Below are 21,158 nucleotides of genomic sequence, written 5' to 3'. Positions count from 1 at the left end.
GCATCTCAATAGTTTTTGTCTTTTGATTTCAAATCCGAAGATATACTTTTATTCCATTTGTATTCTCTAAACAAGAATTAATAGTATGAAGTAGGTGTCATTATTATTAATCACTTTCGAATTGACGCTTCGCTATTGATAAGTGAAGTGTTTAATTGGTATTTTTTAATAAGAGCATCTATAATAATCTCATCAGCCTTCGAGCAAAGGGGTCCCACCATGACTTCCATGTCTCTTAAAGATTCATCGGCCAATTGAACATAAAAGTCTTTTAGAGGGGAAGTTTTCTCATTTTTAATATAATCAATTAATGTATTAGAAATAGTTTCAGGAGAATTTAATTGAAAAAAATCCGGCTTTTCATGCAAAGGGCATATAAATAATACAAACCTATACTCTTTTTGAAATTCCCATCGATTATGTTTATATCGACCAAAATCCAAAGGATTAATTGATAGTTGGATATTACATTTCCCCTTCATTAATTCACTATATAGACCTTTATATTTCACCTTTAATTCTTTGGCAGACAAATATTCAACTTGTTTAGCGAAGGCAGTGTTATTTGGGAAGAAATAAGGAGGAATTATCATATGATTCGCTCCAAAAACATCATCAAACTCAAAAGGTGAAATATATTCCTGACTTGGATCAAACTGGATCTTAACACCTTTTTCTTCCCACTCTTTTGTATCGAAAATTACTTTTCGCCAAGGGTTGGATGGAAGCCCAATTCTAACACCTTTACCATGGTTATACATTTTCCAGAGTGCGATATTTTCCTCCTTTTCTTTAGACCAACAGCTTACGAAAATATGTTGTGCCAAACTGCGTTTTTCAAACAAATCACCTTCCAGCATGTCGTCTACATCAGTTAAATTATTAAATCGTATTTTCTTTGACTCCAGAATTAATGCTAATGTTTCTATTGTAGTATAGTGATAGATCATATCTCAATATTTTTTTCTTCTATAATTTTTATGATAAGCATTCTGGTCCATATCTTTGAGACTTGATAACGGAAGATAAATGCTGGATTTCTTATGAACAATTATCAAATTATTAGCGATGCTTTTCCTATTTTATCATTTAGCTCATTAGCGGTAAATCACGATAGCTATTTATATTCAATAAAAATAAGCTATCAGTTTGGACTCAACGAAGTATAACTTTAAATATCTTTCTTATTAATTTCACGGCTATTTATCCAAAGGTTTATTAATTGGCTTTGGGCCACCTTGATGTATATTTTTAAGATCATTTGAGTCGGAATAGAATATTACATTCTGCTCATAATAATTATCAAGAACATCACAGTATGTAATAATAAAAGAAAATCTGAAAATATAATGCACGTCCTGATTGTTATTTATTTTATGCTGCTTATATTCTGATGGCATTGAACTAAAATTCATCCCTGGGTATAGTTCATTTCTTGATGACGCACCAATCATATTATTAGATGACCCATTATGGTCAAACAAATAATCTTCAATATGAATATCTTTTGCGGCTCCATTATGAACAAAGAAATTAAAAGAATATGTAGCAGTTGCTTCCTCATTAATTTCGTCTATATTCATTCCATGATCTCCGATCTTTAATTCGAATATCGGCTTTACCTTCTCTTTAAAAATAAATTGCTCAATTTCAGTAATCTTCTGTTGCTCAATTAATGTTTCATTCTGGATACTATTAGAAGCCCTTTGCGCTGAAAATGATTTAATCAAATAAAAGACAGTAAAAGCTGTTACGATCACCATAATCCAATCTGATAAAGTTCCCCAAACTCCTGCATTTAAAGGGAATGTAAAGAAGCTTGAATTGCGCCCCATATATCCTAAGAAAACAAAAACAATAAGGAGTGCAGATAATATGATGGCTCTATAGTTTGAGATAAATTCTACTAATTCACCTACTATTATTCGGATTTTATTCTCTAATACTTTCATATTCAAATCATGTAAGTTGCTCAAAAAACATTAGACCAATTGTACGAAACTCTTATTTAAAGCGCTAATAACCTTTCCAATTCACCTTCTTTCGATTTTAATTTCAAATTGAGCTCAACCTTCTTATTAAATTGCTTGCAAGAAGCAATTCCCGTTCTCAACTGAGAAATCTCTCTTTTTAATCCTTCAATCTTCCGTTCGTTTTCAATCAGCTCAGGTAAGGGCAATACTTTTTTATCCCTATTCCCAGATAGTTGAATACAAAAATCATGATAAACAGCATCAATACTTTTCTTCAAGCTCATTTCATACACAATATCATTTGGCAGAAACCATTCAGTACGAAATGTCCAATCAACTACTGCATTGTCTCCATTTAGCGGATGAGGATGCTTGACCGATGTTGATAGATAAACCCGATCATCATATTGAACGATAAAGACGATATGATAAGAAATAGATTTATCGATGATATTGAGCAATACTTTAATATCGCCTTGAGTTTTTAATTCAACCTTGAAAATCTGAATTTCCTTTATTTCATTACCAACCAGATTGATTGTATCTGTCGATAATTTATACAACCAAGTAATGCGGGAAATTAAATCAGAAAACATTTTCTTTTGTTTCCCATTGGTATAGGAATCAAAAGAATTTTTGGGAATACTTTTATTTACCCTCGCAGCATCTGGCAAATCAAAAACTTCCATTATCGTACGATTAAAAAAGAAATAAGTTTAAAATCCTCTATCCCTTTAAATTTATCCTTCAAAGCCGTCGTTCCACCTGCTTTAAACAAACTCAAAACTTCCTTTTCTTCCTCTGTTTTAAGAATCGTTCCAATACTCTGTTTTAATAATGAAGAATAAACATTCATATCATGATATTCATCCGTCTCTTCATTCAATTCAGCACAAAGATTTGCTAAGGGCTCACTTATTCCTTTACAAAGCATTCGCATAGCATCCAATATCTTTTTCGAATCGATATGGTTGAAAAACACTGTACCTGAATCCTCCATATAAACGAGGTAATATGGGTGCAACCGATTTAATTTATTAATATTGACGCTGGTATTTACGTTCTTCAGTACAAAAATAACACCTGGCTTTAGCATCGGTGTCGAAGCAACTACTGCATGAAGTCCTTCTGGTATATTATTTTGGTCTCCAAAGGATTTAATATAATGACTAAGATCTATCCGAAAATCATTCAAGCCCAAGTCAGTAATGCTGACACCCTCTCTTATTTCCTCCAGATCAATTACCTCATCTTGCAACTTCCTTAATTGTACCTTTCTATATTCTAAATCTCGCTCATTTACATTCAATATATTATCATCACCTGTACTAGCCATATTGCTAATCTGCATTCGGCTTTCCACCCGCTGTTTCAAATTAATATAAGAGTCAAGCGTTACGTCAGGCCAGAAATTGACCATGGTGATTTTATCATTTGTGGAGCCAATTCTATCAATTCGTCCAAACCGCTGAATAATCCGTACAGGATTCCAGTGAATATCATAATTGATTAAATAATCGCAATCCTGTAAATTTTGACCTTCAGAAATACAATCTGTCGCAATCAATAAGTCAATAGATTCGGAAATATTTGGTGCTAGCTGTGCCTTGTCTTTTGATTTAGGAGAAAAGCAAGTTAATAAAGCATTTAAATCCGAAGGAATACTCTTGGCATTACTCAGTTTTCTAGAGCCCGTCACTATAGCGGTATTCAACCCATACCTTTCTTTCAGGTGGCCTTGCATATTTTCATATAAATAATTTGCAGTATCTGCAAAAGCTGTAAAAACAATTGCCTTTTTATTCCCTGGATTAAATGGGCTGTTTATTTTGGCATCTAATAAAGACAGCAACTTTTGGAGTTTTATATCATTCACTCCTACAATATCAATCACACCAGATCTTAAATCCTCTAATATGCTCAGGTCATATTCCAAATCCTCCTGCCATCTGGTTGTATCCATATCAACAATATGAATTTTGATCTTTTTTCCAATCACGTTTTCCTCGTCCCCCCAATCCGCTTCCCAATCAAACTCCTCATCATTGAGTTTAGCTTCTATACCGTCGTAGCTCGAATTTTCGCCATCTATAATACTTTTTAATGCCTGTTTAATTTGAACAATTATGCCATCCAAAGTAATTCGAAAAGAATCGACCGAACTTTCCAAACGCTTAAGAAGGTTAATTCTCATTAATATTCGTAAGCTATTATCCCGATCCGTTTGGGATAATTTACCAGCTCCCGAACGAACGTCTTTATCATATAGTCTAGCATACATTGAGACCTTGCTAGCTAAAATATAATTCAAAGGCGTATAAACGGAGAGGTTAAGCAAGATTAGTTTTTCAGCAATTATCTGATAACTAATGGAATCATCATTGGCAAGAGGACTTTGTATCGATACCGGCTTGGTGCGTTCGGGGAACTTTCCTATTGCCGACGTGTCATAATACGTCGTAATATGCTTCCTTGATCTCGCAATAGTTAGCGAATCTAGGATCTCAAAAAAATCAAAGTCCAACGCATCCAACAACTTCTCTGTCGTTCTTTCCTCCGTATCGTATTTACTCCATACATTGAATGCCTGTTGAGCTCTTCTAAATACCAAATCAATGCTTCTTTCCGTATCCAATTTTCCATCAATATTTGCTGGATTTCCCTCGTAGGCTAATGCCAATTGATTACGCAAATCATTAAAACGGTTGTTTACAGGTGTTGCAGAAAGCATTAGAACTTTGGTTTCAATACCTTCTTTAATAACTTTTCGCAACAACGTTTGGTATCTATTCTCACGTTCTGCATTTGGATTGTTATTCCTAAAATTATGGGATTCATCAATAACTATTAACCCATAATTTCCCCAATTGACATTCTCTAATAAACGACCATTACTTTCTCCTCGTTCTCTTGAAAGGTCGGTATGAAATAAGACGTCGTATCTGAAACGATCTCCTGCAAGAAAGTTATTTTTATCGTTATGTCGATAGGTATTCCAGTTTGCTTCCAGTTTTTTAGGGCATAAAACTAACACATCTTTATTACGCATTTCGTAATACTTGATTACGCCTAATGCGGAAAATGTTTTCCCCAACCCAACACTATCGGCTAAGATGCATCCATTATACTTTTCCAACTTGTTGATCGCACCAATTACTGCATCCTGTTGAAAATTATATAGCTTACTCCAAACCACCGTATCCTTAAACCCTATTTGATCGTTAGGTAAATTATCTAAGGATAAATCCTCCAAGAAATCATTAAAGATATTATAAAGCGTTATGAAGTAAATAAATTCTGGGCTATTCTCTTTAAAAGCACTTTCAAAGTAATCTTGAACCTTTTGGGTTACATCTTTTAAATCTTCTTCATTTTCCCATACCTGATTAAACCAGTCCAAATACGCGCTGCTATTAGGAAAATCAGTTTTTTGAATTAGCGTAGGAAACCCTTTTTTATGGGTCATCCCGAGATCAGCGGTCGTAAAACTACTGACATTCATATAGGCGTACTCTTCATCATCCGAATTATCCACATGAATCATCCCATTGATGGGAAGGTGATGGTGTTTATTCGATTTAAAAGTGACTTTTTCCTTTACCCATTTAGAGCACTCGCGAGCAATGGCGCGCTGGTTCAACTGATTCATCAAACGAAGCTCAAACTCACCACCACAAAGCTCGGACTCCTTATAAATATGAGGAATATAGAATAAGCGACTGTGTTTTTTAAAATTCTCTTCTATAAAAGTTGGCGAACTAAAAATAAAACGCAAATCATCAATTTTTTCGAGCTCTTTTTTTAGGGCTTCAAAAGCATAAATGGAAAAGGAGGAGGCAGCAATACTAAGCTTACTTCCCTTTTTTATGCTTTCCTTCAAGTCATCACCTAAGCGATTATTAACGTTATCTATTAGCTTCATCTTTTCGCCGAACTTCAATTCATGATTAACTTGTCTTCATAGTTACATACCTTTAACATACTTGCGTAATGATCTTCATCCAGTTTTTTTATAAGGCTTAAAACATCCTCGACAACATTTTTTCCTTCTTCAAGCAATGGTTCAATCGTGGTATCGAACGACTCAATTCTGTCCAAATGAGAGTATTTATTGAGAAAATAATATATTCTATCTCTTTGCTGAGCTGTAAGCCCTTTTTTCTCAGCTATTTCGAGGGCACCTATAAATCCACTACTATGAGGGGTTTTAAAGCTAGTAAACGCCTCCAATAATCTGCGAATCGAATTAGCCATTGTAAAGCAAATGGAATCGTCGAATTCCTCTAAATCTTGATAGCTAAGAACGCAATTAAAAACATATTGGTATTCAGAATGAAACTTTGTTAATGAACTCCCAGCATTAGAAAGTACCCCTTTTCTTACCACATAAAAATTGGCTGAATCTTTTGTCTTCGACATCCAATCACGAATCTGTTTGAAAAACCAAAAGTTATGAGTTAAGACAAAAAGTTGACTTGCATGTAAACATTGGTTCTTTATAAGGCTAGCGGCATTGAACAAATGGTTGCTATCAAAACTTGAGATCGGATCGTCTAAAACAATGATCTGGCGAGAAATATTAGCATCATTCTCTTGAATTTTAGAAAAAAAATATATCAATGAAATTGCCGTTTTCTCACCTTCACTTAAATTCCGGGCAATATTTTTCCCTCTCTTAAGCTGATATCCTCCTTCATCCTGTCGAATTAAAGCTATATCGTTTCTGCCAAGAAATTTGTGAAGTTTTGTATTAATTTCTCCAATAGCTAGCGTGTCACTCTTAAGTTCATCCTCAATCGTCTTTATGACATCATTTATTTTGCCTAGCTCTTCGTTCTCTTTTTTTATCTTGCCATGGATCTCATTCAGGGATTTTTCATTCCCCGGTAAATCATGCTCTACCGATAATTGGCTTACAAAATGAGATTCTATTTTCTTCTTAGCCTTTTCTGCTAGTTCAGCATAGGAAGAACTAATCTCATTGTGTTCAATAATTATTTTTTTGAGTTTATTTAATTCTTCGTTGAACTCACGAAAAATGGTGGCGTCAATAAGGTTAATTTCAAAACAAACAAAAGGGTTATCTCTCTTATCCTTAAGTTGCTCAATCCATTCGTTGATTCGTGCATTGACCAATTTTAGTTTATCATTGAGGGTTTCCAGCGCATTATTATAGTCGAGCTTCAAACTATCATAAAGCAAATGACTTACGATCGCTAGTTCTGAACGAATACCTTTCTCGAGTTTAGAAATCTGATTTGAAATTCTATCTTGTAAGGCAGCGTACTCCTTGTTATAATGTCCTTGCAGTGCATCGAGTCTCTCTGACTGCAATGCATTTCCACAAAACTCACAATTTTTACTTTGGGTGGTTTGATGCAATATAAGTCCCCTAGAAACCCATTCAGAAATTTCGGGATTTTCTTTTAACCTGTCTATTACTTTTGAAGTAATATTTACAGCAATCAACTCAGCAACCTCCCTCTCAACTTCTGAAATTTTTTCAAAGTCAATATCTATCGGCAGGATCGATAATGATATATTTTCTTTCTTACTATTTACTAAAGTGTAGCTCTTTTCAACAGAAAGTTCGGCTTCAGATAACTCCAAACCTTCAAGTTGATCATCTTTAGGAAGAGTCTTCCATATGGAAACTGAGGTATTTTTATTATATGTGACATTTGCATATGTAGTTCCTAGAAGAAAATCTTTAATGGACTTCCCAGAAGATTTATGGAGTTCATCGATTTTCTTTTCGAGATCATCCCTTTCTTCTTCCATTTTTATTATATCAGCTTTCTTCTCCTTTATAAGGACCTTTTGTCTATCCAACTCTTTTTTCTCTTCGACTTTCTCTTTGCTTATAAAGACTATTGGTTTTGTTTGAGAGTCAAATAAATTTATATTATCGTTGGCAAAATCTTGATTAAAAACCCTGATATCAAAACTATGTTCATAATTCTTAGATTCCACTTTAGTCTTATCGAGAAAATCAATTGAAAAATCACAATCACTAAATTCAATATGATTTGATTTCATTTCCAAACATCGAAACAGACGGGCCAAAGTGGTCTTTCCGCTTCCGTTCCATCCATAGACTAAATTATATCTATTAAATGGTTTTGCGTCTTTGGATTCGAAATTATCTAAAACTCCGAAACCGTTAACTTTAGTAATCTTACTTATCATATTAGGCTGGTTAAAAAAGGTTAATTTCAACTCATCTGCACGATCTCTCTCAATTTATCATACGTACTCACTCTTTCAAATCGTACTTCATTACCACTAATTTCCTTAAAGTGTTCTGTGGCACAATGTATTTTCAAAAGTTCAATAGCTTTTAAATCCATGTCCGAATCAGAGCCTTTCGTTTCTGCAACAAAGTAGATATGACGCACCTTATCCTTATCAAATACTATTGCCCAGTCAGGACTATAATTTGCTATAGGTGTCGAAATATAGAAACTTCTAGGCAGTTTGGCATATACTACCACTTCGGTACTGCTTTCCAAAGCTTTTGCAAATTCCGACTCTATCTTCGAATCGGTGGTCAAATAATCATAGATGTGCTTCTTTAGCAAATCCGAATTTCGTAAAGCAGACTTATCATTCGTAAATACTGTTTTCGCATCGTGTCTTTCTTCTATTTTATGATATACGATGTTATTGATAATCAACCCGGCTTTTGCCTCATTGATGAGTTTACTACATTTCGCAATAAACTCTTCTGGATTTTTACGAAGCAGTAAAAACTTCTCTTCTTTTATCGATTTCAAAATCGCTACTATGGTATTTCTTGTAAGATTGGTAAGTACTTCAATTTCTCCAATAATGTCATAGACTACGTTGGTATAAAGATCATTCTTAAGCTTCAAATATTGACGATCTGTTTCTTTTATCAAACTCCCCTCAAGCATCTGCTCTTTAGTACCATCGTGTAATTCACCCGTTTTTACTTCATAGGCTCGATCACCAATATTTAATTGAGCGTTTATTAAAACTTTACTATCATGAATCAATTTGTCCGTGTCGAAATTTACTTCATAGATCGTTTTCAGGTTTATCTTATCCCATAATGCTTGAAATTCCTTCTTTGTAAAATTATGATTGGTATTCAAAACGATGGTTTGGCGCTCATCTTCAGGTTTAAACTCTCCACCGGTATAAACCGCTTTTAATAAACTTAAAATAGAATCTTTATACACTTCAAGATTTTCAGGTAAAGACACTTTACCTTGCTCAATTAACTCCCTGCCAAGCTCTGTAATTTTATGTTCGTCATCAATGATTTCACCTTTAATCAACTGAAATTGAATCTTTTTCGCATCCGCCTCAGTAATTCTATATTCTTCCTCTTTTTCATTTCTCAATACTTTCCCTACAAAATAAGCTACTTCCGCTTTTTGAGGGCGATCTTTCAATGTTACTGCGATCTCATTTTGTAAACCTTTTGCAAAGGCTTCATAACTTTCGGAAGCGATTACTGTTAGTTTATTTATTTCATGTACCTGTTCTCCAACAGATTCAAAATCAAGACGTGTTCCATTTTTATTAACACATAGTCTCATTCCCCGACCTACTTCCTGCCTCCTGCGCGTTTGACTACCGCTTTCCGCATTTTTCAATGCACATATTTGGAATACGTTGGGATTGTCCCAACCCTCTTTTAATGCAGAATGAGAAAAGATAAAACGAGTGGGTTCTTCAAAACTCAACAGTCGTTCCTTATCTTTCATAATCAGGTCATAAGCCGAAATATCATCTGACTCATCACTACCACGTTTTACTTTAGGATCAACAGCTTTTCCTTTTTTATCTATCGAGAAATAACCCTGATGTACGCGATCAGCATCATCCCGATTTAAATATTCCATGTAATCCGTAGGCATGTACCCTTTATGTACTGTACCCGGATCAGTGCTCCGTAAGTAATCATTATAATCTTGTTGAAACAGATCCAAGAAATCGCTGCGAACCTTATTATACTCTTCTTCAAATATTCTAGCGTATTCACCTAAATCCTGTTCACCAGTCTCGTCATAAACGCGATATTTCTCAACACTATCAATAAAAAATAAAGAAAGTACTTTTATTCCCTTATCAAATAACTGCTTTTCTTTCTGAAGATGGGACATGATCGTTTCCCGAATTTGTATCCTTCGGAAAGCATGCTCATCCCTATCATTTAAAATATCACCTGGATAAACATCTTCACCAGCTACCACTATTTTATTAAGATAGCCATTGATTTCCGTTATCGTTTGGTTTTTATAAGCTGGCAAATCGCCTGAAAGCTGGTATAGATTGGCACCTTCGCTTAATTTTTGACGGACTTTTTTCACCCCTTCTCCGGCTCGCTTCTCAAATTCCACCACTGCAAAAGGAGGCTTACTCGTACTTAAGCTAATCTGTTCCAAATAGAGATACCCTGTTGTTCCTGTTGATCCCTTTAGATTAATCCCTTTTACCTGTATCTTTTTCACCAAATGTTTATGATAAGCATCTAGTGCATCCAGTCGATACACTTTATTATATTCAACTTTATGGGTTGCAGAATAACGTAAAGTAAACAAGGGTTTAAAATCTTGCATGCTTTTCAATGTTTGTTCTCCATCCACTGATTGCGGCTCATCAATAATAAGAATAGGATTCGTTTGTGCAATAATTTCAATGGGTCTTCGTGTACCAAACTGATCAAGCTCTTGATAGATTCTTCTGGCATCGGCACCCCTAGCATTAAACGCCTGAGTATTGATAATCATCACACTGATTCGACTATCAGAGGCGAAACTTTCAATATCCTGTGGGCGTCCGGAATTATAGATAAACGGATTAATCTTATGCCCATATAACTCCTGAAAATGATCTTGAGTTACCTGAAAAGACTTAAATACTCCTTCACGAATAGCGATACTTGGCACAATAACGATAAATTTACTCCAACCATAGTGTTTGTGCAATTCATACATGGTACGGATATAAGTATAGGTTTTACCCGTACCCGTTTCCATTTCAATAGTGAGGTTATACCCTAGCTTCACCCCTTTAGGTCTTTCAATCTTTTGACTCTCATGAAGGTCATTTTTCTTCTGAATGTTTTGGATATTCTTTTGAACCTGAGTCTCCGATAATTGAATAGCGCCATTCCGATAACCTATTTCTTCAAACACCTCAGCTTCAAAAGCTTCAGTTTGGCCACTTCCAGAAGCCGCCAACTTAGCCTTTCGAATTAATTCTTTGCTCCGTTCCAAAGTAAAATGGTTAGATTTCAAAGGCTGACCTTCAAAACAATCCACAATTGCCTTTACTGCATCTATCTGAAACTGTTGTTCTTTAAACTGTAACTTCACGTTGTGCTAATTAATATTATTTTATTTAATAAGGGCTAACAAACGTTTACCACTTTCTGTCAATTTGTATCTCTGATTACGATTTCTCGGATTTTCGGGAATCGTATAGGCTATCCACCCAACTTTTAATAATGGGTCAATAACCTTTTCTTTATTTTTCGTATGGTTAGTTAAACCAATATCTTCTAAAAGTATTCGTCTCGGTTTTGGGTTAATTCGAATATCGTTTAAAATATCTATGGTATAAGGTCCAATTTCATTAGAAACAATAGTGGCTACTTGGTCACTTACTTGGACACTTTCTTCGTCCCTTACTTGGACACCTACTTGGTCAATAATAGCAAAAATATCTTCTATTGAACTTATTGTCTGATAATTAACTGCAACACTTACTTGGTCACTTTCTTGAACACCAGCCTGAAAAAGCTCATGAGCAGGAAGTGTAACCAATACATAAGTTTGATCATCTGTATCAAATATGGGTGCAGGAGAACCATTGTTCTCCATCGCATCATAAATCGTAGGGAAACCTGTTCCACGACCTTCCGTAAGATGAAGTTCCTTTAGGAAATCGCCAATTCGTCTGTTTCTATTTTCTCTCGCAACAATCCTTCTTTGATTCTTAAGAGCATGTGCATTAACAGGTGGAACAGGCCCAGGAAAACTCAGGACTTGGATCTTATCCGGCCATACCTGTACCTCAATCGGTGAACCAATCTCATAACTTTTATGAAAAACACTATTCGCTAGAATTTCTTCCACTGCTTCATAAGGAAAGTTATAAAAACGATCGGCTTCAGCCCTATCTGGCCGCTTGACTATTTGTTCAGCTATAATATTAGTTTTCAGAAAGGACAAAGCATCTCTTAATTGCTTGTGCAAAGGTCCTTTGAAATAATACTCTTTGAATTTTCTACCCGAAGCACTTTCATGCCAAACCAACTCAATCCATGGTCTAGAAAAAAAACGTTCTGGCTCTTTTGAAAAGAAAAGTAACCCTGCATTAACGGGACGTAGATCTTCATCAGGGCCTTTTGCAATATACATAGCTCTACTGATATCTGCCAATGACATACTTAGACTTTCGGCATACAAACTGCTTTTCACTTCCTGCAGATAAGCCTGTATCAGGCCCAAATCAAAGTCTTGAATACTGGCCTGACTATTCGTCCGATCATCAAAAGGGATTCTTGCTGTTAACTCTTGCAACCTTCTCAAGTTTTCCCCTTTAGCGATAACTGTAGTAGCACCCAATCGAATATAAGGTTGGCGTTTACCATCACCGCCTAGAGATACTGGTGCCGTATAAGGCCGATTATCTCCAGCTATACACCAAAGTACCAACACATGTTTATCTTGTAATAAATAAGGTTGTACAATAGGGAAGTAATTGGGACTTATTTTATGCCCTAACTCTATGATTTTCTTTTGAATGCTATCCAACTGATTTTGCTGCAATCCGATTGGGGGCAAAACAGGTTGACCGTCCTTTTCATCCACTCCAATAATAATATAACCACCACCCCAGTTGTTCAGGTCATTGGCAAAAGCACACATGGAATGAATGACATCTTCAGGATTCCAGCCTTGTTTAAATTCAAGCCGCTCCCATTCAATCGTATTTCCATGTACAAGCTCTTCTATGTTAATCGGAAGTGCCATTGTTAAATTACTTTCATTTCAGTTTCAGGACTCAACTGTTTTAATAACTGCTTTACATTCACCTTAGCTGTATCATTTTTAAAGCCGCTATCCCGAAATACAACACGTAATGGAGCTTCTTTGGCAATAGTCTTGGCAAATTCTTCATCTATTCCCTTATCAAAACAAGCAAATAAAGAATCTCCAGCAACTTTAAAAACCTTTTTACCTGAGATAAAAGCTTGCTCTATTTTAAGTGAAAGAGGTAGCCCCCAGTCCAACATCACTTGAATTAACAAATCATCCGCTGTTCTATCCGGCTTTACATTATCAGCAAATAGATCAAGATTAGCTTGTTGGTAATCTTGAGGTTTATAATAGACATCCTGCATATTGCTTTCATCTAGCCTGAAAACCCGAAAACCATAATCTATATCAGCACCTGTTTCTTCTTTTATTTTACTTGCCGCACGACGAATACGCTCTTTACCTATTTCACAGATATTATTGTAACCAGCTTTAAAAGCTTCGCTTTTAAAGTCAGTTGTTTCAGGGAGCTGAACCATTATAAATTTCCGGTTACCATTATCGTTTGTATTGAGTTGCATAACAGCATGCGCTGTGGTGGCTGATCCAGAATAAAAATCTAAAACAATTTCTTGATTTGATGAGCCCATATTACAGACATCAATTAAGAGCTCCTTGGATTTTGGAAATGACATTACTGCTGAACCAAATATCGCTTTTACTTCTTGTGTGCCACTTTGATTGTTATAGGTTTTGGAATCCCACAAACTTTTGTATTTTCTTGTTCTTTCTGATCCTGTTTTTATTAAAAAGTCTTTAACAAAAACATCAAACTCATTTCTGCGTTCAATAAGCCTCGCAACTAAGAAATCAATATCTTTCTTACATTTATCTTTCCCCCACATCCAACGTCCTTCAGTATTATCTGATTTCTTAGGGTACACCTCATGCCATCCTTCAACTTTGTTTAAAGAGATCTTCTGGGTGTCAGGACAAACGAATATTGGAAAATACATATCAGGACGGTCCTCACGTCTTGAAGCTGAACCTCTTTGCCTTAAACCTAGCAGTCTATAATATTCTCCTTGATCATTCTTTAAATTAAATTCAGCTCTTTGTTCATCTGTAAGTACTTTGCCATTTAAAATAGCTTTGTCTATATTTTTCGCATAAACAAGAAGGTAATCATGAACTGACGCAACAAAAGTATCAGATTGCCTTCCTCTTGGATTACTAATTACTATCGAAGAAGAGACAAAGTTATTTTCACCAAAAATATTGTCGCATAGTTTTCTTAAATTATCCACTTCATTATCATCTAATGAAATAAATATTGCTCCGTCGTCAGTGAGGAGATTTCTTGCTAACTTCAATCTAGGATACATCATACTCAACCAATCTGAATGATAACGTCCTGCTGTTTCAGGATTAGAAACCAATCGTTGATTATACTCATCTTTCTGACCGCTTTCTAAAAGCTCAGTTTCTTTATCCCCAGTAAAATTATCCTTATACACAAAATCCTTTCCTGTATTATAAGGAGGGTCTATGTAAATCATTTTAACCTTACCTAGATAGCTTTCCTGCAAAAGCTTTAATACTTCGAGGTTATCTCCTTCAATATATAAATTTTCCGTATTGTCAAAGTCGACCGAATCTTCTCGTACAGGACGGAGCGTTTTAGTAGTCGGCAAATTAGCCGTAACAATAGCTTCTCGCTTACCTGGCCACTCTAATCTGTAACGTTCTTTATTACCTTCCACAACAGTATGGCTAAGCTCTTGCCTTAAAAGATCAAAATCTATTGCCTTGCCATTGGCGCTTTCTGTAACGCAATTAGGAAATAGATCTGCTATTTTTTCTATATTCTCATTCACAAAATCAGGAGATTGTAAATCTAATTTATCTATAATCATATCTTTGGACATACTTTATTTCAGGGTATTCAATACAAGCTTTAGTGCCTGCTGTTTATAATTTTCGTTCTCCATGGCTTTTAAAACCTTATCGGCTAACCACAAGGTAAGTAATTCCTCTTCGGACTGATTAAAAATCCCAGCCAATGCTTTTACATCATCTTTTTGAAAAAGACGATCACCCCTTTCCATTTTACTCAGCACAGCTGTATCGATTTCCAACTGGGCGGCAAGCTGCCGAAGAAGCATTTGATTTTGTTCTCTTAACTCCCTTATCTTATGACCTAACATTGGTGATTGTTTATTGATTGACTTGACAAATAATATCAAATGTAATAAACTACATTGATATTATCTCTCAAATGTTCATATAAGATTTGCAACGTATTAATTAGGCAATTGCAAGGGAAATAAAATGGATTCGGTTGCATGCATAGAGCCCCCTAGAGGATTCTGCGACTCTTTAGAACGTGCCAACGTTTGATCATCTCAATTGAAACAACTCCCTTAAATCAATTATATGTGATGGGTTTAATAGCAGTGACAAGCAGCGTAACGAAGTGATCAATCGCCGAGCTGCCACAACTTTAGATGTGGACTTCGTACTCTTTAAGAACGTCTCTCAAATCCCCTTTAAGCAACTTGTATACCCAGTTTCGAATGACACAATAATCATCCACTTTCGAAGTACGAAGCTTATCAAACGTTTTAATGGCGTTATGATAGTCACTCCGCAGTATATAATCTAGCGAAAATCCTCGTATACTTTTTATTTTATCTTCTTTGAAAGCAGTTTCCCAAGAGGTACCTCCTCGGAAATGAAACTTTATATTCCCGTCTGTAGAAGAACGGTAGCCAAGTGAGCCCCGCGTTAGGATATCTGAGTCATTCATGTAAAAAAAATACTCGTAAGGCATACCTCCGTAAAATTTCAGTTCTTCCTTGAATGTAGGAAAGTGATATTCAACGAAATCTTTATAACAGGCTTCTAAATGGTTAAAGAAACTTTCAGTGTACAATTTTGCCTGATCTGCTGTGTATTGAAAGCGTCTACATTCTCCCATGTCCCTAATGTTGTTCTCCTGAAAAAAAAGCTTTGCTTCGACTAGCGATTTGTCTGGGTAAGGTAAATGATGCCTTTCTAACCGTTGATATCCTCGTTCTTGCAGTATTGAAACTATTCTTGAAAGCTCTTCGAATGGAGGAAAATCTCCAGTTATATTCAACTCGGGAATATCAACATTATCCTGAACTGCCCTATCCACCATTTGTTTAATTGTGCTGGCTGGAATACTATAATCATTTCGTCTGTAGTACTCATATGCCCTAAACCGATATAATCTCTGTTGTAGATCCTCCAAGTCAATAGGATAAATCTGCTCGAACCTCGGGAGATACAGATCGTCTATAACATTAACATAACCAAGCTGCTTTTGATAATAGTAAATAACTAGCGAAACCTGCTCCATCAACAATATATTCGAGTTGTATCCGTTTAGTCTACCTTTTTGAATTATATCCTTTAATTGTTTGAATACTTCCTTTCGGACAACTTCGCTATGGTCAGGAACTAAGATTGAGTAATTGCTTCCATAGACTCTTTCTACACCGATTTCATACATTCGGCTGGGCCAATGATCAGCAGAAAATGCATCTTGGATATTTTCATGAAGAATGTTCTCTGTTTGTCTAGAATTCATCGGAAATAAAGCATAGCCGTCATCTTTTGAAAGATCTATGGGTAGCACAATGCCAATTTCACCGTCTGTCTTGGGGATATATAGTGTTTTTGAATTTTTAAAGTTTTTATCCAAAAAGGAGCTATAGCTCTTAACATATTCTATTGCTCTGTCTTTCTTATATTTAATCAATGTATATTTATGACTTTGACTAGCATTTTCCAAATAAAACTCAATAGCACTTTGACCAATGTAATTTCCATAGAAATCATCAAGAACACTATAGAAGTCATCATTGCTCAATTTATCTAGTTTATAAGAATGAAAGGATATAACGTAATCCCTTATCCTGGAGTAATAAAAAGAGATGTTATAAGATTCGTCTTTGTTTGATTTTGTAAGGATATTTCTCGCAAACAATTCTTCAGGGAACGACTCATTTAATGAAAAATTTAGGCTCTCCAGTAGTATTTCAATCTCTAGACCATCATCATGGAATGCATCTAATGTGCTATAATGATGATTCACTAATACTGAACCAATCTTAGAGAGAATTCTTACGCCAATTTGAAAGTCAATCTTCGATTTTTGAAAAGACTGAAGTAAGTAAGTTTTGATCAGGTTTTTATCATCTATTTTTTCAGGTATTTGCTTGTGGCTGTAGACTTCACTGAATATTCTCAAAAAAAAGCCGTTACGTAGTTCCTTTAAAAGAGATACAGAAATTTCTCCTTCAAAACCGAAAGCTTTTCTGTACAATGGTACTATACCTTGAAGTTCCTCGTCACTAAAATCATCTAAATGAAAACCTGGATTATTGTTCAACTTCAGATTCCTTCCATGAAATTTGTCAAGTTCCTCAAACAAATGTGTAGGTGTACCATTTATGTTTAGGATATTTTTCCAAATGTTGGACTTGCAGCTTATACAAAATTTAACCTTGCTTAAATTCCTTGTTGCTACCGCAAGTTCGCTTAGTTCTAGTGATATATTTGTGTTTATACTTTCATCAATCGCATCAATGAATATGAAGATAGTCTTGCCTACAAACCTTCCCAGTTCGTCTAGTCTTTTTAGAACGAGATCACTTTCGCTTTTACTTGAAAAAAATCCGTTTAAATCTTGCGCGATATGTTCTAAGGGAGACCTATTGATCATAGCTGCATTGTAGAAGAAAACAAAATTATCTTCTAAACACTGAAGCGCCAATGAGCATATAGTATTTGTCTTACCGACACCTGCTGTTCCTACAACAGCGAAAAAAGAGGCCTTGTTTTTAATGAAATTCTCAAATGATGCTTCTAAATTCTCTCTCTGAATATAGAGACTTCTTACAAATTTGGAGGTAGGTTCGTCAATATTACCCATAATCGGACCCATTCTATCCTGAACTTGGTTCTTACAGAAGTTTCTTAAATTTTCGTCTGAGAAGGAAACAAAATTTTTTAGTGCTTCATATCTAATCCTGAGTTCTTCATTCGTGGATAGGGTGTATCCATTTTTCCAAAAACTCGACTGTTCTGAAATTTTTTGACCAGTGATATCTAATTTCGATATAGCATCAAAAATCATCGTCGTTTTACCGTTAGTGATTATCACAAAAGGAGCTATATCGTCAGTAAGCGCCCTGGCATAAGAAATACCTTGATCTATATCTTTTTGAGAAATAGACACTTTTTCGCTTTTCAGTTCGATAACAAAAAGATTCTTTCCATTTCTTTTGCACAGAATATCTGATCTGCCCTTGACAATTTGTTCAGACTTTCCTAATCTTATAGCAAATGAAGTTTCTAATGAAATTTCGGATGAATCAAAGCCAAGGTCATTTAAAAAGGGCAAAAGTAACTTGCCTCTGATTTCTTCTTCATTCATTATCATATTAATATTACCGTTTTGAAATAGTAAATCCCAGCCTAAAATACGAATACTCTATGACTTTAGCTGTCAACACCTACTGCGACATTACGAATGTAAATCATCTTCACTAATCCATATCTGTATTTTTGTATAAACTAGCGTAAGACTAAATACCTTATTGATCATTTGAAATGTGTTATGAGTCTTGTCTCTTGTCCTGCAATAGAGTTTTTGAGAGAACATAAATTACAATCTACTCGATATGTTTATAATTTCTTCACGTAACCGCAAATATTCATTATCTGTTAATCGAACACGATTGAGTGTTTCAAATTTTTGACGGAAGTTGATTTCTAATGAGTTTCTGTCGACAATTTCAGGGCGATAGACATATTTAAGCCCTTTTAATTGCCCTATAAGGTTATCTTCTATTTGATTTTCTTTACTCATTCTTCTGTCATTAAATCTTTAGTGTTAACTTCTATATTTTTACAATCTGGTACAAATCTTCAATACTTGACTGGCTCATATTTCGAACATACTCGTGAATTGAATTGTAACTTTTATCCAACTTCTTAGTCAGCCAACCTTTGGCTACCTTTCAAAAATACTTTAATCCAGTCCATTGAAAGCCTAATTAAATTTGCAGTGTCAAATATAGCATTATACCATAGCATAGAGTGTAAATATTCATCTTATCATTAGGGACGTTGGGCTACATTGTCGGTATTATAGTGTATTTATTTTCAAAAAGGTAAATCTTCATCTTCAGACATTGACGTTAGTGGTATCAATACTGGTATAGATGGTGTTACTCCACTTACAAGACTTTCATCTTCTGTGTCTTCTTCTTCTACATGCTCTTCATTGGCAAAATAAAACTCTCCACTAGCTACTTTAACTGACTTTAAGTCTAGCTCTCTATTAGGCTTGTAGAATTCTATATTGTTATCTTTTAGAATTTTAAAAAAATGGTTATTGTCTAGGTAATTGGTATGTACGGATAACCACCCTTTTTTTTTGGCTTCATATGCCAGTAACCAATGTTCAGAATATAAGTTATCCTCAGTTGCAAGTGTTTCCCAAATAGATAAATTTAAGCCTACAGGTATCAAGCCCGCATTATGCAAATCTAATGCAGTCAGTATCACAATGTCATTTGTAGATTCCGATACGATTCTAGCTACGTTTTCAGAAAGTGAAATATCAAGTGATTTTAAAATCCATAACGACCATGAAACTTCAAAATCGTTATTTAAAGATGAATGAAACAAGATCATTTCCTCTAAGGCATCTTTAATAATCATTTTATTAAGTCTATAGAGTTGTTTATTGTAACTAAGCAGCATTTGAGCCACATATGGTAATACTTTAGATTCAACGATTAATGAATTCAACAAATAAGCCTGTAACATATTCCAGTTTTTTGGATTAAAAACCGTTGCGCGTATTTTAGACATAGCATAAGTTAAAACTAGATCATTTGGATATTGATTAGCAAGACTAAATACTTTGTCAAAGAAAGCAATAAGGTCTTTCCTTTGTGTTTTCCACGCATTACTAAATCTAAAATTTCTTAATTCATTAAACCAATTACTTTCAATAATCTCAGGAAGCGAATTCGTTTTCTCCTTACTTTGATTTAATTCTAGCTCATAACTCCTTAGGACTTTTTGTATCACTGCTTTCGCTATTTCTAAATCACCTTGGGTTCTAAAATATAAATGATAATCATCTATAACCCTTATTCCTACATAGTGTCCGATTATTGATTTAATTTCAAAATCAACTGCTGCTAAGATAATTTCGGAAATCACACGACTAGTATCCGGTCCGATTGGTATACCAACTGTTTGTCCGTCTTGCATTTTCCTGCAATCTTCATCAATGGCATTCCCGAAATAATTTCTTCGCCTGTTAGCTTTAGAAATTGGCTTTGTATGTAATGCCCAAGGTATGCTATGGGTGTAAATTGAATGATAACATCTTGTGATATCCAATTTCAATAAATATCGATGTCCTGTTGACCTAGTAATTTTTTCACGATTTGCTAAGTCAAAACTTGGTTTTACAATCGCTCGGTTCGAACCCTGATTTAATTTTAATTTGGATAAAGAAATGGAACTTTTATTACAATGAGTTACAATTTCACTCCAATGAGTACTTATAGTATTTGAAAGTCTAATATAATGCAACGGATTAGGAATGGCTAAATTTCTTCTGTATCCCTTTATTTTTGGAGTCGAAAAAGTCACTTGTTTACTTATAATTCTATTGCTTCCAGTCAAGGGATCTAATGTATCTATCTGCCCGAGAATTAAGGCTGAAATCGAAGCTAAATCTTCAGAAGTGAAGTGAGGATGAATTTCTTCAGGGAAATACCCTTTCGTTAGTAAATCATTTATGCCCATCAAATAATATCGTATTTTTATAAGCTAACTTATCATTTTAACCAGATGGAATCAAGCCATCTTTTCTAGAAACGATCAAGATATTAAATAAAGGTTGCTATATAAAATGGAATAAATTTTTATTTGTAAATTAACCCTATATCTTTGATACAGATACTAACTATATAATACTTACTAATTTTGAAAACAATTTACTTTCCTATATAATTTCCGTCTTTTTTAATCCGAGTCTCTAAAAAGAGAGTTGCTTTCTCATAGTGTATTATCGCAGGTATATCTAAATCCTATAAAGTTATACTTGATA

Annotated in this window: 12 protein-coding genes; all 12 read right to left on the bottom strand. The window is 34.8% G+C overall.

From position 1 onward, the window contains the following. Positions 1-110: 110 nt before the first annotated feature. The 12 genes from VL047_RS09265 to VL047_RS09210 all read right to left on the bottom strand — a co-directional run bounded on the left by VL047_RS09265 (position 111) and on the right by VL047_RS09210 (position 20,854). Positions 111-950 carry a hypothetical protein gene (locus tag VL047_RS09265; RefSeq protein WP_325359926.1) on the bottom strand — a complete coding sequence of 280 codons (840 nt, stop codon included), beginning with the start codon at positions 948-950 and terminating at the stop codon, positions 111-113. A gap of 249 nt (positions 951-1,199) precedes the next feature. Further along, positions 1,200-1,952 carry a hypothetical protein gene (locus VL047_RS09260; protein ID WP_325359924.1) on the bottom strand — a complete coding sequence of 251 codons (753 nt, stop codon included), beginning with the start codon at positions 1,950-1,952 and terminating at the stop codon, positions 1,200-1,202. A 56-nt stretch (positions 1,953-2,008) separates the two neighbouring features. After that, the gene (locus tag VL047_RS09255; RefSeq protein ID WP_325359922.1) at positions 2,009-2,662 is read right to left on the bottom strand and encodes a DUF4391 domain-containing protein; all 654 of its coding nucleotides are present in this window, start codon (positions 2,660-2,662) and stop codon (positions 2,009-2,011) included. Then, positions 2,662-5,895 carry a helicase-related protein gene (locus VL047_RS09250; protein WP_325359920.1) on the bottom strand — a complete coding sequence of 1,078 codons (3,234 nt, stop codon included), beginning with the start codon at positions 5,893-5,895 and terminating at the stop codon, positions 2,662-2,664. The genes VL047_RS09255 and VL047_RS09250 overlap by 1 nt, the downstream gene beginning before the upstream one ends. A 14-nt stretch (positions 5,896-5,909) precedes the next feature. Then, positions 5,910-8,162 carry an AAA family ATPase gene (locus VL047_RS09245; RefSeq protein ID WP_325359918.1) on the bottom strand — a complete coding sequence of 751 codons (2,253 nt, stop codon included), beginning with the start codon at positions 8,160-8,162 and terminating at the stop codon, positions 5,910-5,912. Positions 8,163-8,188: 26 nt separating this feature from the next. Beyond that, positions 8,189-11,323, bottom strand: coding sequence for a type III restriction-modification system endonuclease (locus VL047_RS09240; protein WP_325359916.1), 3,135 nt, complete (start codon positions 11,321-11,323; stop codon positions 8,189-8,191). A 21-nt stretch (positions 11,324-11,344) separates the two neighbouring features. Further along, positions 11,345-12,985, bottom strand: a complete 1,641-nt coding sequence (locus tag VL047_RS09235; RefSeq protein ID WP_325359914.1) for an RNA-binding domain-containing protein — start codon at positions 12,983-12,985, stop codon at positions 11,345-11,347. Between the two features lie 2 nt (positions 12,986-12,987). Beyond that, on the bottom strand, positions 12,988-14,907 hold the full coding sequence (locus tag VL047_RS09230) for a site-specific DNA-methyltransferase (RefSeq protein ID WP_325359912.1): 1,920 nt from the start codon (positions 14,905-14,907) through the stop codon (positions 12,988-12,990). A gap of 15 nt (positions 14,908-14,922) precedes the next feature. Beyond that, positions 14,923-15,198 carry a helix-turn-helix transcriptional regulator gene (locus VL047_RS09225; RefSeq protein ID WP_325359910.1) on the bottom strand — a complete coding sequence of 92 codons (276 nt, stop codon included), beginning with the start codon at positions 15,196-15,198 and terminating at the stop codon, positions 14,923-14,925. A gap of 296 nt (positions 15,199-15,494) precedes the next feature. Then, entirely contained in the window at positions 15,495-18,458 is a 2,964-nt protein-coding gene (locus VL047_RS09220; RefSeq protein WP_325359908.1) for a type I restriction enzyme HsdR N-terminal domain-containing protein, read from the bottom strand. Between the two features lie 231 nt (positions 18,459-18,689). Beyond that, positions 18,690-18,893 carry a hypothetical protein gene (locus VL047_RS09215; RefSeq protein WP_325359906.1) on the bottom strand — a complete coding sequence of 68 codons (204 nt, stop codon included), beginning with the start codon at positions 18,891-18,893 and terminating at the stop codon, positions 18,690-18,692. Positions 18,894-19,189: 296 nt separating this feature from the next. Then, positions 19,190-20,854, bottom strand: a complete 1,665-nt coding sequence (locus VL047_RS09210; protein WP_325359904.1) for an RNA-directed DNA polymerase — start codon at positions 20,852-20,854, stop codon at positions 19,190-19,192. Positions 20,855-21,158 lie beyond the last annotated feature (304 nt).

The sequence above is a fragment of the Albibacterium sp. genome (assembly GCF_035514885.1).
GTDB lineage: Bacteria > Bacteroidota > Bacteroidia > Sphingobacteriales > Sphingobacteriaceae > Albibacterium.
The sequence above is the reverse complement of the archived record's forward strand: the minus strand, read 5'-3'. Positions and strand labels throughout refer to the sequence as shown.